Origin of the sequence: Pseudomonas sp. B7, from assembly GCF_016735645.1 — a bacterium.
Lineage (GTDB): Bacteria > Pseudomonadota > Gammaproteobacteria > Pseudomonadales > Pseudomonadaceae > Aquipseudomonas > Aquipseudomonas glycinae.
The window spans coordinates 39,106-58,300 of sequence record NZ_JAERRE010000016.1 but is presented as its reverse complement, the minus strand read 5'-3'; the positions used below and the strand labels follow the sequence as shown (position 1 = coordinate 58,300).

Here is a 19,195-nt window from a genome sequence, read left to right as displayed (position 1 = left end):
AACTTACGAATAGCGCAATGCGTGCGCCGGTTCGATCTTCGCCGCCCGCCAGGCCGGGTAAACCGTGGCCAGGAAGCTGAGGATAAAGCCCGCCGAGCAGATCAGCAGCACGTCACCGCCCTGCAATTCCGATGGCAGGTTGCTGACGAAATACACGTCCGAACTGAAGATGTGCTGCCCGGTCACTCGCTCGACCCAGCCCACCATCTCACTGACGTTCAGCGCGGCAATCACACCCAGCACGCCACCGATGATGGTGCCGACGATACCGATCACCGTGCCCTGCACCATGAAGATCGCCATGATCTGCCGTGGCGTGGCGCCGATGGTGCGCAGGATCGCGATATCCGCGCCCTTGTCGTTCACCACCATGATCAGGGTCGCGATGATGTTGAACGCCGCCACCGCGACGATCATCAGCAGCAACAGGCCGATCATGGTTTTTTCCATCTTCATCGCACTGAACAGGCTGCCCTGGGTGTGGGTCCAGTCGTCAGCCTTGAAATCGGCGCCGAGACCGGAGGCAATGTCCGAGGAAACCTTCGGTGCGGCGTACAGATCCTTCACCGCCAGACGCACGCTCTGCACCTGATTCGGCTCCCAGTGCTGCATGGTCGCGGCGTCGGAGACGTGGATCAGGCCCATGGAACCGTCGAGTTCGGCACCGACCTTGAACACGCCGACCACATTCAGACGCTGCATGCGCGGGGTGATGCCGCCCGGTGCGGTGCTGACTTCCGGCACGATCAGGGTGATCTTGTCGCCGACGTTGAGGCGGAAACGCCGAGCGGTGATTTCGCCGAGCACTACGCCGAATTCGCCCGGTTTCAAGGCATCGAGACGGCCTTGAACAATATGTTGGGCAACGATCGACACCTTGCCTTCCTGAGCCGGATCGACGCCGCTGATCTGGATCGGCTGCATCATGCCCTTGTAGGACAGCATGCCTTCCATCTCGGTGAACGGCACGGCGGCGGTCACTTCCGGATTCTTCATCGCGGCGGCAGCGACTGGCTGCCAGTCGTCGATCGGCTTGACGCCGACGATGGTCGCGTGAGGCACCATGCCAAGGATGCGCGAGCTCATTTCGCGCTGGAAGCCGTTCATCACCGACAGGACCACGATCATCGCCAGCACGCCGAGGGCGAGGCCGATCATCGAGGTCATCGAAATGAACGAAACAAAGCGATTGCGGCGCTTGGCGCGGGTATAGCGCGTGCCGATAAAGATCGATAACGGTCTGAACATTCGCTGGGGCACCGTATAAAAATAAAAGACCCGATGCCTTTTCAGGCACCGGGTTTCAAGCCGTCAGATGGGGGTCAGGCAACCTTCCTGCAGCTGCAGGACGCGGTCCATCTGGCGAGCCAGGTTCATGTCGTGAGTCACCACCAGAAACGCCGTGCGCATCGACGTGCTGAGTTCCAGCATCAGATCCTGAATGCCCTCAGCGGTGTGGGAGTCTAGGTTGCCGGTCGGCTCGTCGAGCATCACCAGTCCTGGATTGTTGACCAGCGCACGGGCGATGGCCACACGCTGGCGTTCGCCACCGGACAGCTCCGCCGGTTTGTGTTCCAGGCGATGGCCCAGGCCCACTCGCTCCAGCAACGCCGTGGCACGCTGACGGGCTTCCGGGATCGCGGTCTTGCCGATCAGCAGCGGCATGCAGACGTTTTCCAGCGCGGTGAATTCCGGCAGCAAGTGGTGGAACTGGTACACGAACCCGAGGGCACGGTTACGCAGCAGGCCACGCTTTTTCTCGCTCAGCGCCGACAGTTCTTCACCGTCGAGCCAGACACCGCCCTTGGTCGGCGTGTCGAGACCGCCCAACAGGTTGAGCAAGGTACTTTTGCCCGAACCGGACTTGCCGACGATCGCCACCCGCTCGCCTGGATGCAGTTCCAGTTGCAGGTTGGCCAGCACTTCCACCGACTCCGGGCCTTCCTCGTAGGATTTGCCCAGGTTGCGGCAGCTCAAGATTGCTTTTTCACTCATGCCCGACTCACTCATAACGTAGCGCCTCCGCCGGCTGGGTGCGCGCGGCACGCCAGGCTGGATACAGGGTGGCGAGGAAACTCAGGACCAACGCAGCGGCGCAGACCATGACCACGTCCTGGCTCTGCACCTGCGACGGCAGGTAATCGATGAAATACACGTCGGCGTTGAGGAATTTGTGTCCGATCACGCCTTCGAGGGCCGAAATCGCGGCGCTGACGTTGAGCGCGGCGAAGATCCCGACCACGGCGCCGATGGCCGTGCCGACCACGCCGATCACCGTGCCTTGCACCATGAATGTGCGCATGATCGTGCCCGGTGTGGCGCCCAGTGTGCGCAGAATGGCGATGTCGCCCTTCTTGTCGTTCACCACCATCACCAGCGTGGAAATGATGTTGAACGCCGCCACGGCGACGATCAGCAGCAACAGCAGGCCGATCATGGCTTTTTCCATGCGGATCGCCTGATACAGGTTGCCGTGGGTACGGGTCCAGTCGCGGGCGTAGTAACGGTCCTCGCCGAGGCGCTGGGCGATGTTCCACGCTTCACGCGGCGCCTGGAACAGATCGTCGAACTTCAGACGCAGACCCTGTACCTGATCAGGCTTCCAGCGGTGCATCTTCGCCAGATCCTGCAGGTTGGTGACGCCCAGATAGCCGTCCAGCTCGCCGGCGCCGACATGGAAGATGCCGACCACAGTGAAGCGCTTCATGCGCGGGAACATCCCGGCCGGGGTCACACTGACTTCCGGTGCGACGAAGGTGATCTTGTCACCGATGCCTACGCCGAGCTTGGTCGCGGCCTTGTCGCCGATCACGATGCCGAAGCTGCCCGGCGTCAGATCGTCGAGTTTGCCCTGCTTCATGAAGTTGTCGATGATCGAGACGTTGCGCTCCAGCGCAGGGTCGATGGCATTGAGCAACACCTTGGACACCTGGCCGTTGTTGGTCAGCAACCCCTGCATCTGGGTGAAAGGCGCGACGGCCGCCACCTGCGGGTTCTGCTTGACCTTGGCGGCCAGGCTCGGCCAGTCGTTGATGGCTTCACCGGACTCGATGGTCGCGTGGGGCACCATGCCCAGCACGCGGGTGCGCATCTCATGATCGAAGCCGTTCATCACCGACAGCACCACGATCATCACGACCACGCCAAGGGCGAGCCCGATCATCGAAGTCAGGGAAATGAATGACACAAAATGATTGCGACGCTTTGCACGGGTATAACGCGTGCCGATAAATACGAAGAGAGGTCTGAACATGTCGGGGCTTGTTCGGAGGGAAAAGGAACGTCCTTGTGGCGGGGGTCGATAACCAGCTTTACACTCAGACCACCGCCGCTACCATGGGTTCGCCATGTCGACATTAGATGAAGAAGATCGCCGCGAATACTACCGTATCGAGGACACGATCGCACTGGAAATTCGGCCCCTGTCCGCTCCCGAAGCCGCAGGCCAGGAAGTGTTGCAGGATGCTTCTCCACTGTTCAACCTGCTCAGCGAACTGCACCTGAGCGAATTCGAGTCGCAGCACCTGCTGCGCCAGATCAGTGAACGCGACCGCGCCATCGCGGCGTTCCTGAAATCCCAGAACAAACGCATCGACCTGCTCAGCCAGGTGGTCGCCCTGACCGTGCTCGGCCATATCGGCGAGCCGCAACCGGTGATCATCTCCGAGGGCGGCATCGACTTTCAGCACCCTACCCCGATCGCCAGCGGCGCCCACCTGTCGGTAAAACTGGTGCTGATGCCTCAGGCGCTTGGCCTGTTGTTGCGTGCCCGCGTGACCCATTGCGACCGCAAGGGCGACGGCTACGACGTCGGCACCGAGTTCGAACACCTGACCGACGCCCAGCGCCAGTTGCTCGCCCGCTATATCTTGCAGAAGCAGGCCCAGGAACGACGCCTGGCCCGCGAACAGAACGAATCAGGCATCTAAATTAAGGAAGAACCGTGACCCTTATCTACGGCCACCGCGGCGCCAAGGGCGAAGCACCGGAAAACACCCTGAGCAGTTTTCAGGAATGTCTCAAGCACGGCGTTCGCCGTTGCGAGCTGGACCTGCACCTGTCCAAGGACGGCGAGCTGATGGTCATCCACGACCCGACCCTCAAGCGCACCACCGACCGGCGCGGCAAGGTAGTCGAGCACACCGCCGCCGAGCTGGTGACCTACGATGCGCGCAAGGGCGGTCCGGGCTGGATCAAGCCGTGCCCGATTCCGACCCTGGAAGAACTGTTCGAAAAGTGCGATTTCGAGCACTGGCAGCTGGAAGTCAAAAGCGCTTCGCGCACCCGCGCCGCGACCACCGTGCTGGCGATCCGTGAAATGGCGGTCAGGCACGGGCTGCTCGACAAGGTGACGATCACCTCGAGTTCGCGGGAAGTATTGAAGGCTGCACTGGATCTGGTGCCCGACGTATCACGCGGCCTGGTGGCCGAATACGCCTGGCTCGACCCGTTGAAGGTCGCACAAAGCTACGGTTGCGAGATTCTGGCGTTGAACTGGACGCTGTGTACGCCGGAACGCCTGCAAAAGGCGCAGCGCCAGGGGCTGCATGTGTCGGTGTGGACCGTCAACGAGCCTGCACTGATGCGCAGACTCGCCGACTTCGGCGTTGACAGCCTGATTACAGACTTTCCCGGTTTGGCCACTGCCACCCTCGGGAATGGCTGAAATCGGTCTCCCCGGCCGGCTCAGGCCACCGGCCGGAGCCCGTCAAAAAAGCCGGTTGAGGCCGTCGTACGCCGCTACCCGATAGGCTTCGGCCATGGTCGGGTAGTTGAACGTCGTGTTGACGAAGTACTTCAGAGTGTTCAGTTCGCCCGGCTGGTTCATGATCGCCTGACCGATGTGCACGATCTCCGACGCCTGATAACCGAAGCAGTGAACGCCCAGCACTTCCAGGGTTTCACGGTGGAACAGGATCTTCAGCATGCCTTGCGGCTCGCCGGCGATCTGTGCCCGCGCCATGCTCTTGAAGAATGCCTTGCCCACTTCGTACGGCACTTTGGCCTGGGTCAGTTCCTGCTCGTTCTTGCCGATCGAGCTGATCTCCGGAATGGTGTAGATGCCGGTCGGCACGTCATTCACGAAGCGCCAGCTGCCATTGTCGACGATGCTGCCAGCGGCCGAACGGCCCTGGTCGTGGGCGGCACTGGCCAGGCTCGGCCAGCCGATCACGTCACCGGCGCCATAGATGTTCTGCACGCAGGTACGGTAATTCTCGTCGACTTCGATCTGGCCACGGCTGTTGACCTTGACCCCGATGTTTTCCAGACCCAACTGATCGGTGTTACCGGTACGGCCGTTGCACCAGAGCAAGGCATCGGCCTTGATCTTCTTGCCGGACTTCAGGTGCAGGATCACGCCGTTGTCCACGCCTTCGACGCGGTCATATTCTTCGTTGTGACGCACGGTGATGTTGTTGTTGCTGAAGTGGTAGCTCAACGCCTGGGAGATTTCCGAGTCGAGGAAGCTCAGCAACTGGCCGCGGTTGTCCACCAGCTCGACCAGCACGCCCAGACCACTGAAGATAGAAGCGTATTCGCAACCGATCACGCCGGCGCCGTAAACGATCAGTTTGCGCGGGGTGTGGCCGAGGCTGAGGATAGTGTCGCTATCGTAGATACGCGGGTGGTGGAAATCGATGTCCGCCGGGCGATAAGGACGCGAACCGGTGGCGATGATGATGTGCTTGGCCACCAGTTTTTCGACCACGCCGTTGGCGCAGACCACTTCGATGGTTTGCTCGTCGGCAAAGCTGCCGGTGCCGAAAAACACGTCGACGCGGTTACGGGCGTAGTAGCCGGTACGCGAAGCGACTTGCTTGGAGATGACTTTCTCGGCGCTTTTCAACACATCCGGGAAGGAGAACCAGCGCGGCTCGCCGATCGCACGGAACATCGGATTGGTGTTGAACTGCATGATCTGCCGCACCGAGTGACGCAGGGCCTTGGACGGGATGGTGCCCAGGTGGGTGCAGTTGCCGCCGACCTGGCGACGGCTATCGACCATCGCCACCTTGCGCCCTGCTTTGGCGGCGTTCATTGCCGCGCCTTCTCCCGCTGGGCCGGAACCCAGCACCACCACGTCGTAGTTGTAGACAGCCATGCGTACTCCTCAGAACAGGCCGCGGTGCCAGCAGCACCGGCGGCTAAATCACGCCGAACGACGGCGCGAAGGAACAATTGGGGGCCAGTAGAAAACCCGGACACAGTCTATAGAAGCGTCAACGCCGCGCACATTAACCCTTGGTCGCGTCGTAGGCTACTTTTGCCTGCACTACAACGCCAGCTTTCGTACTGTTCTCAGTCAACTTTTGCGCCACTGAGCCGTTCAAAAGCGTGACTGGTGCGTGTGACGAAACCTGTATCGGCACGAATCACAAAGAATGCACCAATGTCGTGTTTTTCGGCATAGTCCCAAGCTCTTTCAGGCCCGAGAATCAGCAACAGCGTCGATAGTCCATCGGCCATCAGCGCTGAAGGATGAATTACCGTGACCGACGCCAGATCGTGTAGGACCGGCGCACCGGTCCGGGCATCGAAGGTGTGGGAATAGCGACGGCCATCCTGCTGAAAATAGTTGCGATAGTCGCCGGAGGTGGACAGGCCGTAGCCATCCACATTAATGACGCGCTCTGCCACCTGCTGATCGTCTTGCGGTTCTTCCAGAGCGATACGCCACGGCGAACCATCAAGCTTCTTGCCGGAAGCCTTGAGCTCGCCGGTGGCTTCCGCGAGATAGTCATGGATGCCCAGAGCCTCGAGCCGCGCGGTAATGGTGTCAACCGCGTACCCGGCGGCAATGCTGTTGACGTCCACCTCGACCGCCGCATCCTTGCATAACCGGTCGCCGTCGATGTGCAGGTGTTGATGACCGACTCGTTGGCGCACTTTGGCCAGCGCCGCCGCATCCGGGACTTTTTCTTCACGCCCCTGCGGGCCGAAACCCCACAGATTCATCAGCGGCTCAACCGTGAGGTCGTAGGAGCCTTCGCTTTGTTGCGACAGCTGTTCGCCCACGCGGATCAATTCAAGGATCGGTGCGGGCATGACCTGACAGCGATCAGCCGGCAATGCATTGAAGCGCGAGATATCGGAGTCTGCGCGGTAAGTCGACATCTGCCGGTCGACGTCCGCGAGGATTTTTTCCACTTCGATACGCACCGTCTGGGGGGCAGGCAGATGGGCGTGGCGCACGTACTTGATCGAATAGGTGCTGCCCATCGTCGGGCCACCGAAAGTCTCAAGGGAATCGCCGTTGCCACAGCCGGCCAAAACCCAGCCCAGCAGCACGAGAATCCCCCACCGTCCAGTTAACAATTCTTCATCTCCCCGCAAAACCGCGCCGGCCATTATGGGCTACGAGCGCAACGCTTTCTTACAAGATTTAGAGTGAGTACCTACCCATGTCCTCAACGACCGGCAAAGGCAAGGCGATTTTTCGCGTTGTCAGCGGCAACTTTCTCGAGATGTTCGACTTCATGGTCTACGGTTTCTACGCCACGGCCATTGCCAAGACCTTCTTTCCCACCGACAGCGCCTTCGCTTCCCTGATGCTTTCTCTGGCCACTTTCGGCGCAGGTTTCCTGATGCGTCCGCTGGGGGCGATTTTTCTCGGCGCCTACATAGACCGTCACGGCCGACGCCAGGGCCTGATCATCACATTGGCCCTGATGGCGGCCGGCACCGTGCTGATTGCCTGCGTGCCGGGCTACGCCACCCTTGGGGTTGCCGCGCCGCTGATCGTGCTGTTCGGCCGCTTGCTGCAAGGCTTCTCGGCTGGCGTCGAATTAGGCGGTGTGTCGGTGTACCTGGCGGAAATCGCCACGCCGGGCCGCAAGGGCTTTTTCGTCAGTTGGCAGTCCGCCAGCCAGCAGGCGGCCGTGGTGTTCGCCGGCCTGCTCGGTGTCGCCCTCAACCATTGGCTGAGCCCTGAGCAGATGGGCGAATGGGGCTGGCGGGTGCCGTTCCTGATCGGCTGCATGATCGTCCCGGTGATTTTCGTCATCCGCCGCTCGCTGGAGGAAACCCCGGAGTTCCAGGCGCGCAAACATCGCCCTACCCTGCAGGAAATTGTCCGCTCGATCGGTCAGAACTTTGGCATCGTCATCGCCGGCATGGCGCTGGTGGTCATGACCACGGTGTCGTTCTACCTGATCACGGCCTACACACCGACGTTCGGCAAGGCGGAATTGCACCTGTCGGACTTCGATGCGTTGCTGGTGACCGTGTGCATCGGTCTGTCGAACTTCTTCTGGTTGCCGGTGATGGGCGCGGTGTCTGACAAGGTCGGGCGTAAACCCCTACTGCTGGCGGCGACGATTCTGGCGATCCTGACCGCTTACCCGGCGCTGTCGTGGCTGGTGGCGAACCCGAGCTTCAGCCATTTGCTGATCGTCGAGCTGTGGCTGTCGTTCCTGTACGGCTCGTACAACGGGGCAATGGTGGTGGCACTCACCGAAATCATGCCGGTAGAAGTTCGTACGACTGGCTTCTCGCTGGCCTACAGCCTGGCGACCGCCACCTTTGGTGGCTTTACCCCGGCGGCCTGCACTTATCTGATCCATGTGCTGGACAACAAGGCGGCACCGGGGATCTGGCTCAGTGGTGCAGCGGTATTGGGCGTGATCGCCACGCTGGTGCTGTTTCGTGGCAACAGGCACGAACTGCGCACGGCACAAGCCGCCATCCCCCGCTAAGGCAAATCGCGCACAAACAAAAACGCCCCGACCAGAGTCGGGGCGTTTTCATTTGCAGCTAAGGCTTAGCGCGGGAACGCTGGCGGGTTTACACCGGCCATGTCTTCCATTACGCGAACCACCTGGCAGCTGTAACCGAACTCGTTGTCGTACCAGACGTACAGAACAACGCGGTTGTCCTGAACGATGGTCGCTTCAGCGTCGACCACACCGGCGTGACGCGAGCCCACGAAGTCGGTCGAAACCACTTCCTGCGAATTGACGAAGTCGATTTGCTTGTGCAGATCGGAGTGCAGCGCCATGTAGCGCAGGTACTCGTTCATCTCTTCACGGGTGGCGGCTTTCTCGAGGTTCAGGTTGAGAATGGCCATCGACACGTTCGGCGTCGGAACACGGATCGCGTTACCGGTCAGCTTGCCAGCAAGCTCAGGCAGGGCCTTGGCAGCAGCGGTGGCAGCACCGGTCTCGGTGATCACCATGTTCAGCGCGGCGCTACGGCCACGGCGATCGCCCTTGTGGAAGTTGTCGATCAGGTTCTGGTCGTTGGTGTACGAGTGAACGGTTTCGACGTGACCGTTGATGATGCCGAACTTGTCATTCACGGCTTTCAGCACCGGCACGATGGCGTTGGTGGTGCAGGAAGCGGCGGACACGATCTTGTCGTCAGCAGTGATTTCGTTGTGGTTGATACCGTGAACGATGTTCTTCAGCTTGCCCTTGCCAGGCGCAGTCAGAACCACGCGGTCGATACCCGGGCACGCCAGGTGCTGGCCCAGGCCATCGGCATCACGCCATACACCGGTGTTGTCCACCAGCAGCGCATCTTTGATGCCGTACTGGGTGTAATCCACTTCGGTAGGGTTCTTCGCGTAGATAACCTGGATCAGGTTGCCGTTGGCGGTGATGGTGTTGTTTTCTTCGTCGATGGTGATGGTGCCGTTGAACGAACCATGTACCGAATCGCGACGCAGCAGGCTGGCGCGCTTGGTCAGGTCGTTTTCGGCGCCCTTGCGCACCACGATGGCACGCAGACGCAGGCCGTCGCCGCCACCGGTTTTCTCGATCAGGATGCGCGCCAGCAGACGGCCGATACGACCGAAGCCGTACAGAACAACGTCGGTGCCTTTGCGGGCCGAAGCGTTTTGCTGGCCAACCACGTCAGCCATTTCTTCGCGGACGAACTGCTCGGCGGTGCGGCCGTTGCCTTCGTTGCGGAATTTGTACGCCAGTTTGCCCAGATCTACCGAGGCCGCGCCGAGCTTGAGCTCGCTCATGGCCTTGAGCAGTGGGAATGTTTCGTGGACGGAGAGTTCGCTGTCGTCGGCAGAACGGTGGCGAGCAAAGCGGTGAGCTTTGAGAATCGCGATGACAGACTGGTTGATCAGGCTGCGGCCATAGATCGAGCTCACCACGTTGTTGTTGCGGTAGAGCTGACCGATAAGCGGAATCATCGCTTCTGCGAGTGCTTCACGGTCGATCCATTCACCAAGACACTGGTCGGGCTTCTGAGTCACGGTAACCTTCCACATGTAGGGGCAGAAAAAAGGGGCTACATTATGCCGCCGAGAACCTCTTGTAGCAATGCGCGCTTGTCGCGCAATCGGTAACAAAAATCCGTCCAAAAAAATAACGCTCTCCGCCAGCCCAGTAAAACCGGGGCTTCCAGCGCAGTCAGTTTTTCGACGACTGTTAGACGATGTCTGTAACCCTCCGTAACACCACCGACTTTTGGCACTACATAACCGTAAAAAAAGCGCTGGTTTTTATGGTTACCACTACATTTTTCTCAAACAGCGCAGATAGACGCATCCTGCAACTGACAGGCGGCACCGGACGCCGCTACAATTACCGACTTTGTCGCAACGCCTGGAGCTCAACCTTCCGTGCCTGTTCTGCGTCTACCGCTTCTCCCTGCCGCGGCAGGTAAACAGCACTGGGGCAACCTCCCCGGTGCCGCCCTGAGCCTGGCGATTGCCGAGGCTGCCAGCGCTGCCAAGCGCTTCACGCTGCTTTTGACCGCCGACAGCCAGAGTGCCGAACGGCTGGAGCAGGAGCTGAGTTTCTTCGCCCCGGATTTGCCGGTGCTGCATTTCCCGGACTGGGAAACCCTGCCCTACGACCTGTTTTCGCCGCACCAGGACATCATCTCCCAGCGCATCGCCAGCCTTTATAGGCTGCCGGAGCTGGAGCACGGCGTGCTGGTGGTGCCGATCACCACCGCCCTGCATCGTCTGGCGCCGACCAAATTCCTGCTCGGCAGCAGCCTGGTGCTGGATGTCGGTCAGAAGCTCGACGTCGAGCAAATGCGCTCGCGGCTCGAAGCCAGTGGCTATCGCTACGTCGACACGGTCTACGAGCACGGCGAGTTCACCGTACGTGGCGCACTGATCGACCTGTTCCCGATGGGCAGCAAACTGCCCTATCGCATCGACCTGTTCGACGACGAAATCGAAACCCTGCGTACCTTTGATCCGGAAAACCAGCGCTCCATCGACAAGGTCGATTCAGTCAAGCTTCTGCCGGCTAAGGAATTCCCGCTGCAGAAAGACGCGGTCACCCGCTTCAAGGCGCGTTTTCGCGAGCGTTTCGACGTCGACTTCCGTCGCTGCCCGATCTTTCAGGACCTGAGCAGCGGCATCACACCGGCCGGTATCGAGTACTACCTGCCGCTGTTCTTCGAAGAAACCTCGACGCTGTTCGATTACCTGCCGCAGGACACCCAGGTGTTCTCGCTGCCGGGTATCGAGCAGGCGGCGGAAAACTTCTGGAACGACGTGCGCAACCGTTATGAAGAGCGCCGCGTCGACCCTTCGCGTCCTTTATTGCCGCCGGCCGAACTGTTCCTGCCGGTGGAGGACTGCTTTGCCCGCCTGAAGAACTGGCCGCGTGTGGTCGCCAGTCAGCAGGATGTTGAGTCCGGTGCAGGCCGCGAGCGTTTCCCGGCGCAGGCACTGCCGAATCTCGCGATCGAGGCCAAGGCTACCCAGCCGCTGGCCGCGCTGTCGGCATTCCTCGACGAATTCCCCGGACGCGTGCTGTTCACCGCCGAATCCGCCGGTCGTCGCGAGGTGCTGCTGGAGTTGCTGGATCGCCTGAAGCTACGGCCGAAAACCGTCGACAGCTGGCCGGACTTTGTCGCAAGCAAGGATCGCCTGGCGATCACCATCGCCCCGCTCGACGAAGGCCTGATGCTCGACGACCCGGCGCTGGCACTGGTCGCGGAAAGTCCGCTGTTCGGCCAGCGCGTGATGCAGCGTCGCCGTCGCGAAAAACGCGCCGACGCCAACAACGATGCGGTGATCAAGAACCTCACCGAACTGCGTGAAGGCGCGCCGGTGGTGCACATCGATCACGGCGTCGGCCGTTATCTCGGCCTGACGATTCTGGAAATCGACAATCAGGCTGCCGAATTCCTGACCCTTGAATACGCCGAGAACGCCAAGCTCTACGTGCCGGTGGCCAACCTGCACCTGATCGCCCGCTACACCGGCAGCGACGATGCGCTGGCCCCGCTGCACCGCCTCGGCTCCGAAACCTGGCAGAAAGCCAAGCGCAAGGCTGCCGAGCAAGTGCGCGACGTGGCTGCCGAATTGCTCGACATCTACGCCCGCCGCGCCGCACGCGAAGGTTATGCGTTTGCCGATCCAAAGGCCGATTACGCGACCTTCAGCGCCGGCTTCCCGTTCGAAGAAACCCCAGACCAGCAATCCACCATCGAAGCCGTGCGCGAGGACATGCTTTCGCCGAAACCGATGGATCGCCTGGTCTGCGGCGACGTTGGTTTCGGCAAGACCGAAGTGGCCATGCGCGCCGCGTTCATCGCCGTGCACGGCGGCAAGCAAGTGGCGATCCTGGTGCCGACCACCCTGCTCGCCCAGCAGCACTACAACAGTTTCCGCGACCGCTTCGCCGACTGGCCGGTGACCGTGGAAGTGATGAGCCGCTTCAAGTCGGCGAAGGAAGTGAACGCAGCGGTCGCCCAACTGGCCGAAGGCAATATCGACATCGTCATCGGCACTCACAAGTTGCTGCAGGACGACGTCAAGATCAAAAACCTCGGTCTGGTGATCATCGACGAAGAGCACCGTTTCGGTGTCCGTCAGAAGGAACAGCTCAAGGCCCTGCGCAGCGAAGTCGACATTCTTACGCTGACCGCCACGCCGATTCCGCGCACGCTGAACATGGCGGTGTCGGGCATGCGCGACCTGTCAATCATCGCCACGCCGCCGGCGCGACGCCTCTCCGTGCGCACCTTCGTCATGGAGCAGAACAAGAGCACGGTCAAAGAGGCTTTGCTGCGTGAGCTGCTGCGTGGCGGTCAGGTTTACTACCTGCACAACGACGTGAAGACCATCGAGAAGTGCGCCGCCGAGCTGGCCGAACTGGTGCCGGAAGCGCGGATCGGCATCGGCCACGGGCAGATGCGCGAACGCGAACTCGAACAGGTGATGAGCGATTTCTATCACAAACGCTTCAACGTGCTGATCGCCTCGACCATCATCGAGACCGGCATCGATGTGCCGAGCGCCAACACCATCATCATCGAGCGCGCCGACAAGTTCGGTCTGGCGCAGTTGCACCAGTTGCGCGGTCGTGTTGGTCGTAGTCACCACCAGGCTTACGCCTACCTGCTGACCCCGCCACGCCAGCAAATTACTGGTGACGCGGAAAAACGTCTGGAGGCGATTGCCAATACTCAGGATCTGGGTGCCGGTTTCGTGCTGGCCACCAACGATCTGGAAATCCGTGGCGCCGGCGAATTGCTGGGCGACGGTCAGAGCGGGCAGATTCAGGCCGTTGGATTCACGCTGTACATGGAAATGCTCGAGCGCGCGGTGAAGTCGATCCGCAAGGGCGAACAGCCGAACCTCGACCAACCGCTCGGCGGTGGCCCGGAAGTCAACCTGCGGGTGCCGGCGCTGATTCCGGAAGATTACCTGCCGGACGTTCACGCACGCCTGATCCTGTACAAACGCATCGCTTCGGCCACCGACGAGGAAGGTCTGAAGGATCTGCAAGTGGAAATGATCGACCGCTTTGGTCTGCTGCCGGAGCCGACCAAAAATCTGGTGCGCATCACGGCGCTTAAATTGCAGGCCGAGCAGCTGGGCATCAAGAAAGTCGATGGCGGCCCGCAAGGTGGCCGTATCGAGTTCGCGGCGCAGACGCCGGTCGATCCGATGACCCTGATCAAACTGATCCAGAGCCAGCCAAAACGCTACAAATTCGAAGGCGCCACGATGTTCAAGTTCCAGGTGCCGATGGAGCGCCCGGAAGAGCGCTTTAATACTGTGGAGGCGTTGTTCGAACGCCTCATCCCGAAAACTGCTTGAAGGACGCCGCATGCGCCTGTTTCGCTCTCTGACTTTGCTACTGACGCTCGTAGCACCGACGGCGTTTGCCGATGACCTGTATCAGGTCGAAATGATTCTGGTACGCCAGAACGCCGTGCCGGCGATTGTCAGCCGCGCCGCACCGGAAGACTGGGCGGCCGGCGCGCAACGCCTGGGCGATGACAGCAAACGCACCCCGGCGCTGAACGATGTTGTGACCAAACTCACCGCCAGCGGCGAATACAGCGTGCTGATGCACAAAGCCTGGCAGCAGACGCTGGGCGAGACGCCTGCCAAAGTGGCGGTCAGCGAAGGTCAGGAGCAGTTCGGCCAGTTCCCGATCGAAGGCACGATTGAAATGAAGCTCGGGCGCTTCACCGACGTGAACGCCGACTTCTGGGTCAACCAGATCGACGCCAACGGCATGGTCACAGCCAGCGAGCGCCTGAAACAGGACAGCCACACCAAAAATGGCCAACTCAACTACCTCGACAACGGCCATCTGGCCCTGCTGATCAAGATCACTTCACTGACGGCGCCCGCGCCTCGGGAAGCGCCTGAAGTCGTTCCGGACTGATCGAAGTCCTTATGCCCCCGCCACTGAGTAAACCGCTGGCCTCCTCCTGGGTCAGCCGATTCAAGGAACAAAGCCTGGAGCGTGGCCGTCGCTACGCGCTGGAAAACCGGGTGCGATTCGTGCAGGTCGGCGACGCGACCATTACCGCCAGCTGCGAAGGCTCTGGCGGTAACGTCTACCGTCAGACGATTCATCTGCGTGAGTCGGCCAAAGGCACGTTGCTGATGGTCGACGCCACATGCACCTGCCCGGTGCACAGCAACTGCAAACATTGCGCGGCGGTGTTGCTGCAAGTGCAGGAAACCCTCGAATACCCCGCTGCTGCCAAAGACGCCGAACTGCTGGAAAAACTCCAGGCCGTGCTGGAAAACCGCAGCCCGAAAGCGCCGCCGCAAGTGCTGGTGGACAATGTGCAGCCAGTGCCGCGCCTGTGGCTGGCCAGCGTCGAGTTCAGCGCGTTCGAGCCGCGCAACGGCAAGATGCAGCGTTACATCCAGCACCGTGCGGCGCTGTCCTTCAGCTACCTCGACGAATACGTCAGCGGGCAGAAAAACAGCGACATTCTGATTCGCCAGGAAGCCCAGACCCTGCGGGTCAAGCGCCACCCGGACGTCGAACAGAGCTACCGCGAGCAACTGCGAATTCTCGGCTTCCGCATTGCCACCCGGCAGAGCAAGGCCCTGCCGGAAAGCGCCGGCGAACTTTACGAGATGGTCAACGACAGCGCTTGGCTGACGTTCACCCTCAACGATCTGCCGAAGCTGCGCACCCAGGGCTGGGAGCTGTTGGTCGACGATGAGTTCGGTTTCGACCTGACCGCCGTCGACGACTGGTACGCCACCGTCGAGCAAACGCCGGAGCGCGACTGGTTCGATCTGGAGCTGGGGATCATCGTTAACGGTGAGCGCCTGAGCCTGTTGCCGATCCTGCTCAACCTGATGCGTTCGCACACGGAAATACTCAACCCGGAACGTCTCGCCCGCCGTCGCGACGATGAACTGATTCTGGTGAACATCCCGCAACGCAACAGCGAGCACGGGCCGCTGCAAGTCGCCCTGCCCCTCGGCCGGCTGAAACCGGTGCTGGCGACCTTGGGCGAGTTTTATTTGCAGGAGCCGGGCGAAACCACCCTGCGCCTGAGCAAAGCCGACGCCACGCGCCTGAATTCGCTGGAAGGCATTCCCCTGCTCTGGGAAGGTGGCGAGCAGATCCGCAGCTTCGCCCAACGCTTGCGCGACATCCGCGATTACAGCGCCAAGGCACCGAAGGGGCTGAATGCGACGCTGCGTCCTTATCAGCTCGAAGGCTTGAGCTGGATGCAGTCGTTGCGGCAACTGGAGGTCGGCGGGATTCTCGCGGACGACATGGGCCTGGGTAAAACCCTGCAGACGCTGGCGCACATTCTCAGCGAGAAAAACGCAGGGCGACTGGATCGACCGTGCATGGTGGTGATGCCTACCAGCCTGATCCCCAACTGGCTGGACGAAGCGGCGCACTTCACGCCACAACTCAAGGTTGTCGCCCTGTACGGTGCCAGCAGAAAAAAGCATTTCGAGCATCTGGCCGATTACGACCTGATCCTCACCACTTATGCATTGCTGCCCAAGGATGTCGAACGTCTGGCCCAGCAGCCACTGCACGTGCTGGTGCTGGATGAGGCGCAGTACATCAAGAACCCGAACAGCAAAGCCGCCCAGGCCGCCCGTGAACTCAATGCGCGTCAGCGTCTGTGCCTGAGCGGGACGCCGCTGGAAAATCACCTGGGCGAACTGTGGTCGCTGTTTCACTTCCTGCTGCCCGGCTGGCTCGGCGACATCAAAAGCTTCAACGCCGATTACCGTGTGCCGATCGAAAAACGCGCCAGCGAAGTCAGACTTCAGCACCTCAACGGCCGGATCAAACCGTTCCTGCTACGCCGCACCAAGGAACAGGTCGCGACTGAGTTGCCACCGAAAACCGAGATCATTCACTGGGTCGATCTCAACGAGGCGCAGCGCGACGTGTACGAAACCATGCGCCTGGCCATGGATAAAAAGGTTCGCGACGAGATCACTCGCAAAGGTGTGGCGCGCAGTCAGATCATTATTCTTGAAGCGTTGCTCAAACTGCGCCAGGTCTGCTGCGATTTGCGCCTGGTCAACGACGCCACCCTGCCCGCCCGCGGCAGCACATCGGGCAAGCTCGACAGCCTGATGGAAATGCTTGAGGAGCTGTTTGAGGAAGGTCGGCGGATTCTGCTGTTTTCGCAGTTCACTTCGATGCTGACACTGATCGAGGACGAGCTGAAAAAACGCAATGTCGCGTATGCGCTTCTGACGGGACAGACCCGTGACCGACGCACCCCGGTGAAGGAATTCCAGAGCGGCAAGCGTCAGATCTTTCTGATCAGCCTGAAGGCTGGTGGTGTGGGCCTGAACCTGACAGAAGCGGACACGGTGATTCACTACGATCCGTGGTGGAACCCGGCGACCGAGAATCAGGCAACCGACCGCGCCTATCGCATTGGTCAGGAGAAGCCGGTGTTCGTTTACAAGATGATTGCCCGGGGCACGGTCGAGGAGAAAATTCAGCTTCTGCAGCGGGAGAAATCCGACCTGGCGGCCGGCGTGCTGGATGGGCGCAAGGCCGGGGACTGGAAGTTGCAGAGTGATGATATCGAGGCGCTGTTTGCGCCGTTGCCGGACAAGTTTGAAAAGCGCTGAGATTCTCAGCGCTTGTTCAGTCACGTCATTGCGGAGCCAGACTCAGCCCTTGAGCACCCGCGCCAACGTCGATTTCACCTTGCCCATCCCGTCATGCAGCGCCTGCTCGATCTCGGCCATGGTGATCACTTCAGTGGTCTTGCCCGCCGCCGGGTTCACCACCAACGACAGGCAGGCGTAATTCAGATCCAGCTCGCGGGCCAGCGCCGCTTCCGGCATGCCGGTCATGCCGACGATGTCGCAACCGTCACGCTCCAGGCGCACGATCTCGGCCACGGTTTCCAGACGCGGGCCTTGGGTGCAGGCGTAAACGCCCTGATCGCTGTACTCGCAACCTTCGGCGGCCAACGCAGCAATCAATTGCTGACGCAGCGGTTCGCTGTAGGGAAAGCTGAAGTCGATGTGTGTGACATGTTCCAGGTCATCGGCGAAATAGGTGTGCTCGCGACCGCTGGTGTAGTCCACGACCTGATGCGGCACGCAGAAATGTCCGGTGCCCATTGCAGGATGAATCCCGCCCACGGCGTTGACCGCAATGATCGATTCGGCTCCGGCCTGCTTCAACGCCCACAGGTTGGCGCGGTAGTTGACCTTGTGCGGCGGAAAGCGATGCGGATGACCGTGGCGAGCGAGGAACAGCACTTCCTTGCCGGCGTACTCACCAATCTGAACCTCGGCCGATGGCGCGCCATAGGGCGTATCCACCGCCAGCGACTGACGAATGCTCAGGCCTTCCAACTGGGTCAGGCCGGTGCCGCCGATGATTGCGTAAACCGTCATAGCGAAAAATCCTTAATCGATCAGTTGAGCGTCTTTGAGCGCACCGACAGCGGTCAGCCAGCGCGGATCCTGACGGTATTCGGTGTTGGCGAATGCCTGACCGCGCATGCGTGCGATACGCGGCGACGGCTTGACCTTCATGCGCTGCGTAGCGCTCAGGGCCAGTTCAGCGGCGGCGCGGTCGTTGCACACCAGGCCCATGTCGCAACCGGCGCTGAGAGCCGCTTCGATACGACTGGCGGCGTCGCCCACTACATGCGCGCCGGCCATCGACAGGTCATCGCTGAAGATCACGCCGTCAAACTGCAGCTCGCCGCGCAGGATGTCCTGCAACCAGCGCCGGGAGAAACCGGCGGGCTGTGCATCGACTTGCGGGTAAATGACGTGGGCGGGCATGACGGCGGCCAGTTGCTTGCTGAGTCTGGCGAACGGCACGAGGTCGTTGGCGCGGATCTCTTCAAGGCTGCGCTCGTCGTTGGGGATTGCGACGTGGGAGTCGGCTTCCGCCCAGCCGTGGCCAGGGAAATGCTTGCCGGTGGCGGCCATGCCGGCGTTGTTCATGCCTTTGATGAACGCACCGGCGAGTAGCGCGGCGCGCTCCGGGTCACCTTCGAACGAGCGGGTGCCGACGACGGCACTGCGCTGGTAATCCAGATCCAGCACCGGCGCGAAGCTCAGGTCGAGGCCGACCGCCAGCACTTCGGTGGCCATGATCCAGCCGCATTGTTCGGCGAGATACTCGGCGTTCGGGTTGTCAGCGATGGCGCGCATGGCTGGCAAACGGACGAAGCCCTGACGCAGGCGCTGGACGCGGCCGCCCTCCTGATCCACCGCCAGCAGCAAGTCCGGACGAATGGCACGGATCGCCGCGCTCAGCTCGCGCACCTGGCGCGGATGCTCGATGTTGCGGGCAAAGATGATCAGGCCGCCCACTTCGGGCTGGCGCAACAATTGGCGATCTTCGGCCGTCAGCCAGGTACCGGCGACGTCCACCATCAACGAGCCTTGCAGGCCAGCAGTCATAGAGATTCCTTGAAAACGAAAAACCCGTCGCCCACAAAATCACCGCCTGGGGCATTGTCCGGCGGGTCGGTGATTTCAATGAGA

Annotated in this window: 14 protein-coding genes; 6 read left to right on the top strand and 8 right to left on the bottom strand. The window is 61.0% G+C overall.

Annotated elements, in window-relative coordinates; translation table 11 throughout:
- Positions 1-3: 3 nt before the first annotated feature.
- The 3 genes from JKA62_RS27450 to JKA62_RS27440 form a co-directional block, all read right to left on the bottom strand.
- Positions 4-1,248: a lipoprotein-releasing ABC transporter permease subunit gene (locus JKA62_RS27450; protein WP_011335181.1), complete on the bottom strand. Its 1,245-nt coding sequence runs from the start codon at positions 1,246-1,248 to the stop codon at positions 4-6.
- A 63-nt stretch (positions 1,249-1,311) separates the two neighbouring features.
- Positions 1,312-1,995 (bottom strand): lipoprotein-releasing ABC transporter ATP-binding protein LolD, encoded by a 684-nt coding sequence (gene lolD / locus JKA62_RS27445; protein WP_162831788.1) that lies wholly within the window; start codon positions 1,993-1,995, stop codon positions 1,312-1,314.
- Between the two features lie 7 nt (positions 1,996-2,002).
- Positions 2,003-3,253, bottom strand: coding sequence for a lipoprotein-releasing ABC transporter permease subunit (locus JKA62_RS27440; protein ID WP_011335182.1), 1,251 nt, complete (start codon positions 3,251-3,253; stop codon positions 2,003-2,005).
- Positions 3,254-3,347: 94 nt separating this feature from the next.
- On the opposite strand from JKA62_RS27440, the gene JKA62_RS27435 reads away from it, so the two are divergent.
- Together JKA62_RS27435 and JKA62_RS27430 are read left to right on the top strand one after the other, a co-directional pair.
- A complete protein-coding gene (locus JKA62_RS27435; RefSeq protein ID WP_011335183.1) occupies positions 3,348-3,929 on the top strand; it encodes a PilZ domain-containing protein in 582 nt (193 codons plus the stop codon).
- Between the two features lie 14 nt (positions 3,930-3,943).
- The gene (locus tag JKA62_RS27430) at positions 3,944-4,666 is read left to right on the top strand and encodes a glycerophosphodiester phosphodiesterase (RefSeq protein WP_064381085.1); all 723 of its coding nucleotides are present in this window, start codon (positions 3,944-3,946) and stop codon (positions 4,664-4,666) included.
- 42 nt (positions 4,667-4,708) lie between these two features.
- Here JKA62_RS27430 and sthA read toward each other — a convergent pair whose 3' ends face one another.
- Both sthA and JKA62_RS27420 read right to left on the bottom strand, forming a co-directional pair.
- Positions 4,709-6,103, bottom strand: coding sequence for a Si-specific NAD(P)(+) transhydrogenase (sthA, locus tag JKA62_RS27425; protein WP_007953019.1), 1,395 nt, complete (start codon positions 6,101-6,103; stop codon positions 4,709-4,711).
- 197 nt (positions 6,104-6,300) lie between these two features.
- The gene (locus JKA62_RS27420; RefSeq protein ID WP_011335185.1) at positions 6,301-7,350 is read right to left on the bottom strand and encodes an FAD:protein FMN transferase; all 1,050 of its coding nucleotides are present in this window, start codon (positions 7,348-7,350) and stop codon (positions 6,301-6,303) included.
- A gap of 53 nt (positions 7,351-7,403) precedes the next feature.
- Between JKA62_RS27420 and JKA62_RS27415 the strand changes: the two genes are divergently transcribed.
- Complete coding sequence (locus tag JKA62_RS27415; protein ID WP_011335186.1) at positions 7,404-8,696, top strand: MFS transporter; 1,293 nt, start codon at positions 7,404-7,406, stop codon at positions 8,694-8,696.
- Positions 8,697-8,761: 65 nt separating this feature from the next.
- Here the strand turns inward: JKA62_RS27415 and JKA62_RS27410 are convergent, their stop codons facing one another.
- Positions 8,762-10,225 (bottom strand): glyceraldehyde-3-phosphate dehydrogenase, encoded by a 1,464-nt coding sequence (locus tag JKA62_RS27410; RefSeq protein ID WP_011335187.1) that lies wholly within the window; start codon positions 10,223-10,225, stop codon positions 8,762-8,764.
- A gap of 354 nt (positions 10,226-10,579) precedes the next feature.
- Between JKA62_RS27410 and mfd the strand changes: the two genes are divergently transcribed.
- From mfd to JKA62_RS27395, 3 genes are read left to right on the top strand one after another with little or no spacing between them, the layout of a single operon-like run.
- Positions 10,580-14,029: a transcription-repair coupling factor gene (mfd, locus tag JKA62_RS27405; RefSeq protein ID WP_011335188.1), complete on the top strand. Its 3,450-nt coding sequence runs from the start codon at positions 10,580-10,582 to the stop codon at positions 14,027-14,029.
- Between the two features lie 10 nt (positions 14,030-14,039).
- Positions 14,040-14,606: a CsiV family protein gene (locus tag JKA62_RS27400; RefSeq protein ID WP_007953029.1), complete on the top strand. Its 567-nt coding sequence runs from the start codon at positions 14,040-14,042 to the stop codon at positions 14,604-14,606.
- 11 nt (positions 14,607-14,617) lie between these two features.
- A complete protein-coding gene (locus tag JKA62_RS27395; RefSeq protein ID WP_201820403.1) occupies positions 14,618-17,308 on the top strand; it encodes a DEAD/DEAH box helicase in 2,691 nt (896 codons plus the stop codon).
- Positions 17,309-17,350: 42 nt separating this feature from the next.
- On the opposite strand, the gene JKA62_RS27390 is transcribed toward JKA62_RS27395, so the two are convergent.
- Both JKA62_RS27390 and nagZ read right to left on the bottom strand, forming a co-directional pair.
- A complete protein-coding gene (locus JKA62_RS27390; protein WP_011335190.1) occupies positions 17,351-18,088 on the bottom strand; it encodes an S-methyl-5'-thioinosine phosphorylase in 738 nt (245 codons plus the stop codon).
- 12 nt (positions 18,089-18,100) lie between these two features.
- Positions 18,101-19,099, bottom strand: coding sequence for a beta-N-acetylhexosaminidase (gene nagZ, locus JKA62_RS27385; RefSeq protein WP_181457897.1), 999 nt, complete (start codon positions 19,097-19,099; stop codon positions 18,101-18,103).
- Positions 19,100-19,195 lie beyond the last annotated feature (96 nt).

Bases quoted from the DNA above. Each gene is read 5' to 3' on its own strand.
- JKA62_RS27450 (WP_011335181.1), bottom strand. From the start codon at position 1,248: ATGTTCAGACCGTTATCGATCTTTATCGGCACGCGCTATACCCGCGCC.
- lolD (WP_162831788.1), bottom strand. From the start codon at position 1,995: ATGAGTGAAAAAGCAATCTTGAGCTGCCGCAACCTGGGCAAATCCTAC.
- JKA62_RS27440 (WP_011335182.1), bottom strand. From the start codon at position 3,253: ATGTTCAGACCTCTCTTCGTATTTATCGGCACGCGTTATACCCGTGCA.
- JKA62_RS27435 (WP_011335183.1), top strand. From the start codon at position 3,348: ATGTCGACATTAGATGAAGAAGATCGCCGCGAATACTACCGTATCGAG.
- sthA (WP_007953019.1), bottom strand. From the start codon at position 6,103: ATGGCTGTCTACAACTACGACGTGGTGGTGCTGGGTTCCGGCCCAGCG.
- JKA62_RS27420 (WP_011335185.1), bottom strand. From the start codon at position 7,350: ATGGCCGGCGCGGTTTTGCGGGGAGATGAAGAATTGTTAACTGGACGG.
- JKA62_RS27415 (WP_011335186.1), top strand. From the start codon at position 7,404: ATGTCCTCAACGACCGGCAAAGGCAAGGCGATTTTTCGCGTTGTCAGC.
- JKA62_RS27410 (WP_011335187.1), bottom strand. From the start codon at position 10,225: ATGTGGAAGGTTACCGTGACTCAGAAGCCCGACCAGTGTCTTGGTGAA.
- JKA62_RS27400 (WP_007953029.1), top strand. From the start codon at position 14,040: ATGCGCCTGTTTCGCTCTCTGACTTTGCTACTGACGCTCGTAGCACCG.
- JKA62_RS27395 (WP_201820403.1), top strand. From the start codon at position 14,618: ATGCCCCCGCCACTGAGTAAACCGCTGGCCTCCTCCTGGGTCAGCCGA.
- JKA62_RS27390 (WP_011335190.1), bottom strand. From the start codon at position 18,088: ATGACGGTTTACGCAATCATCGGCGGCACCGGCCTGACCCAGTTGGAA.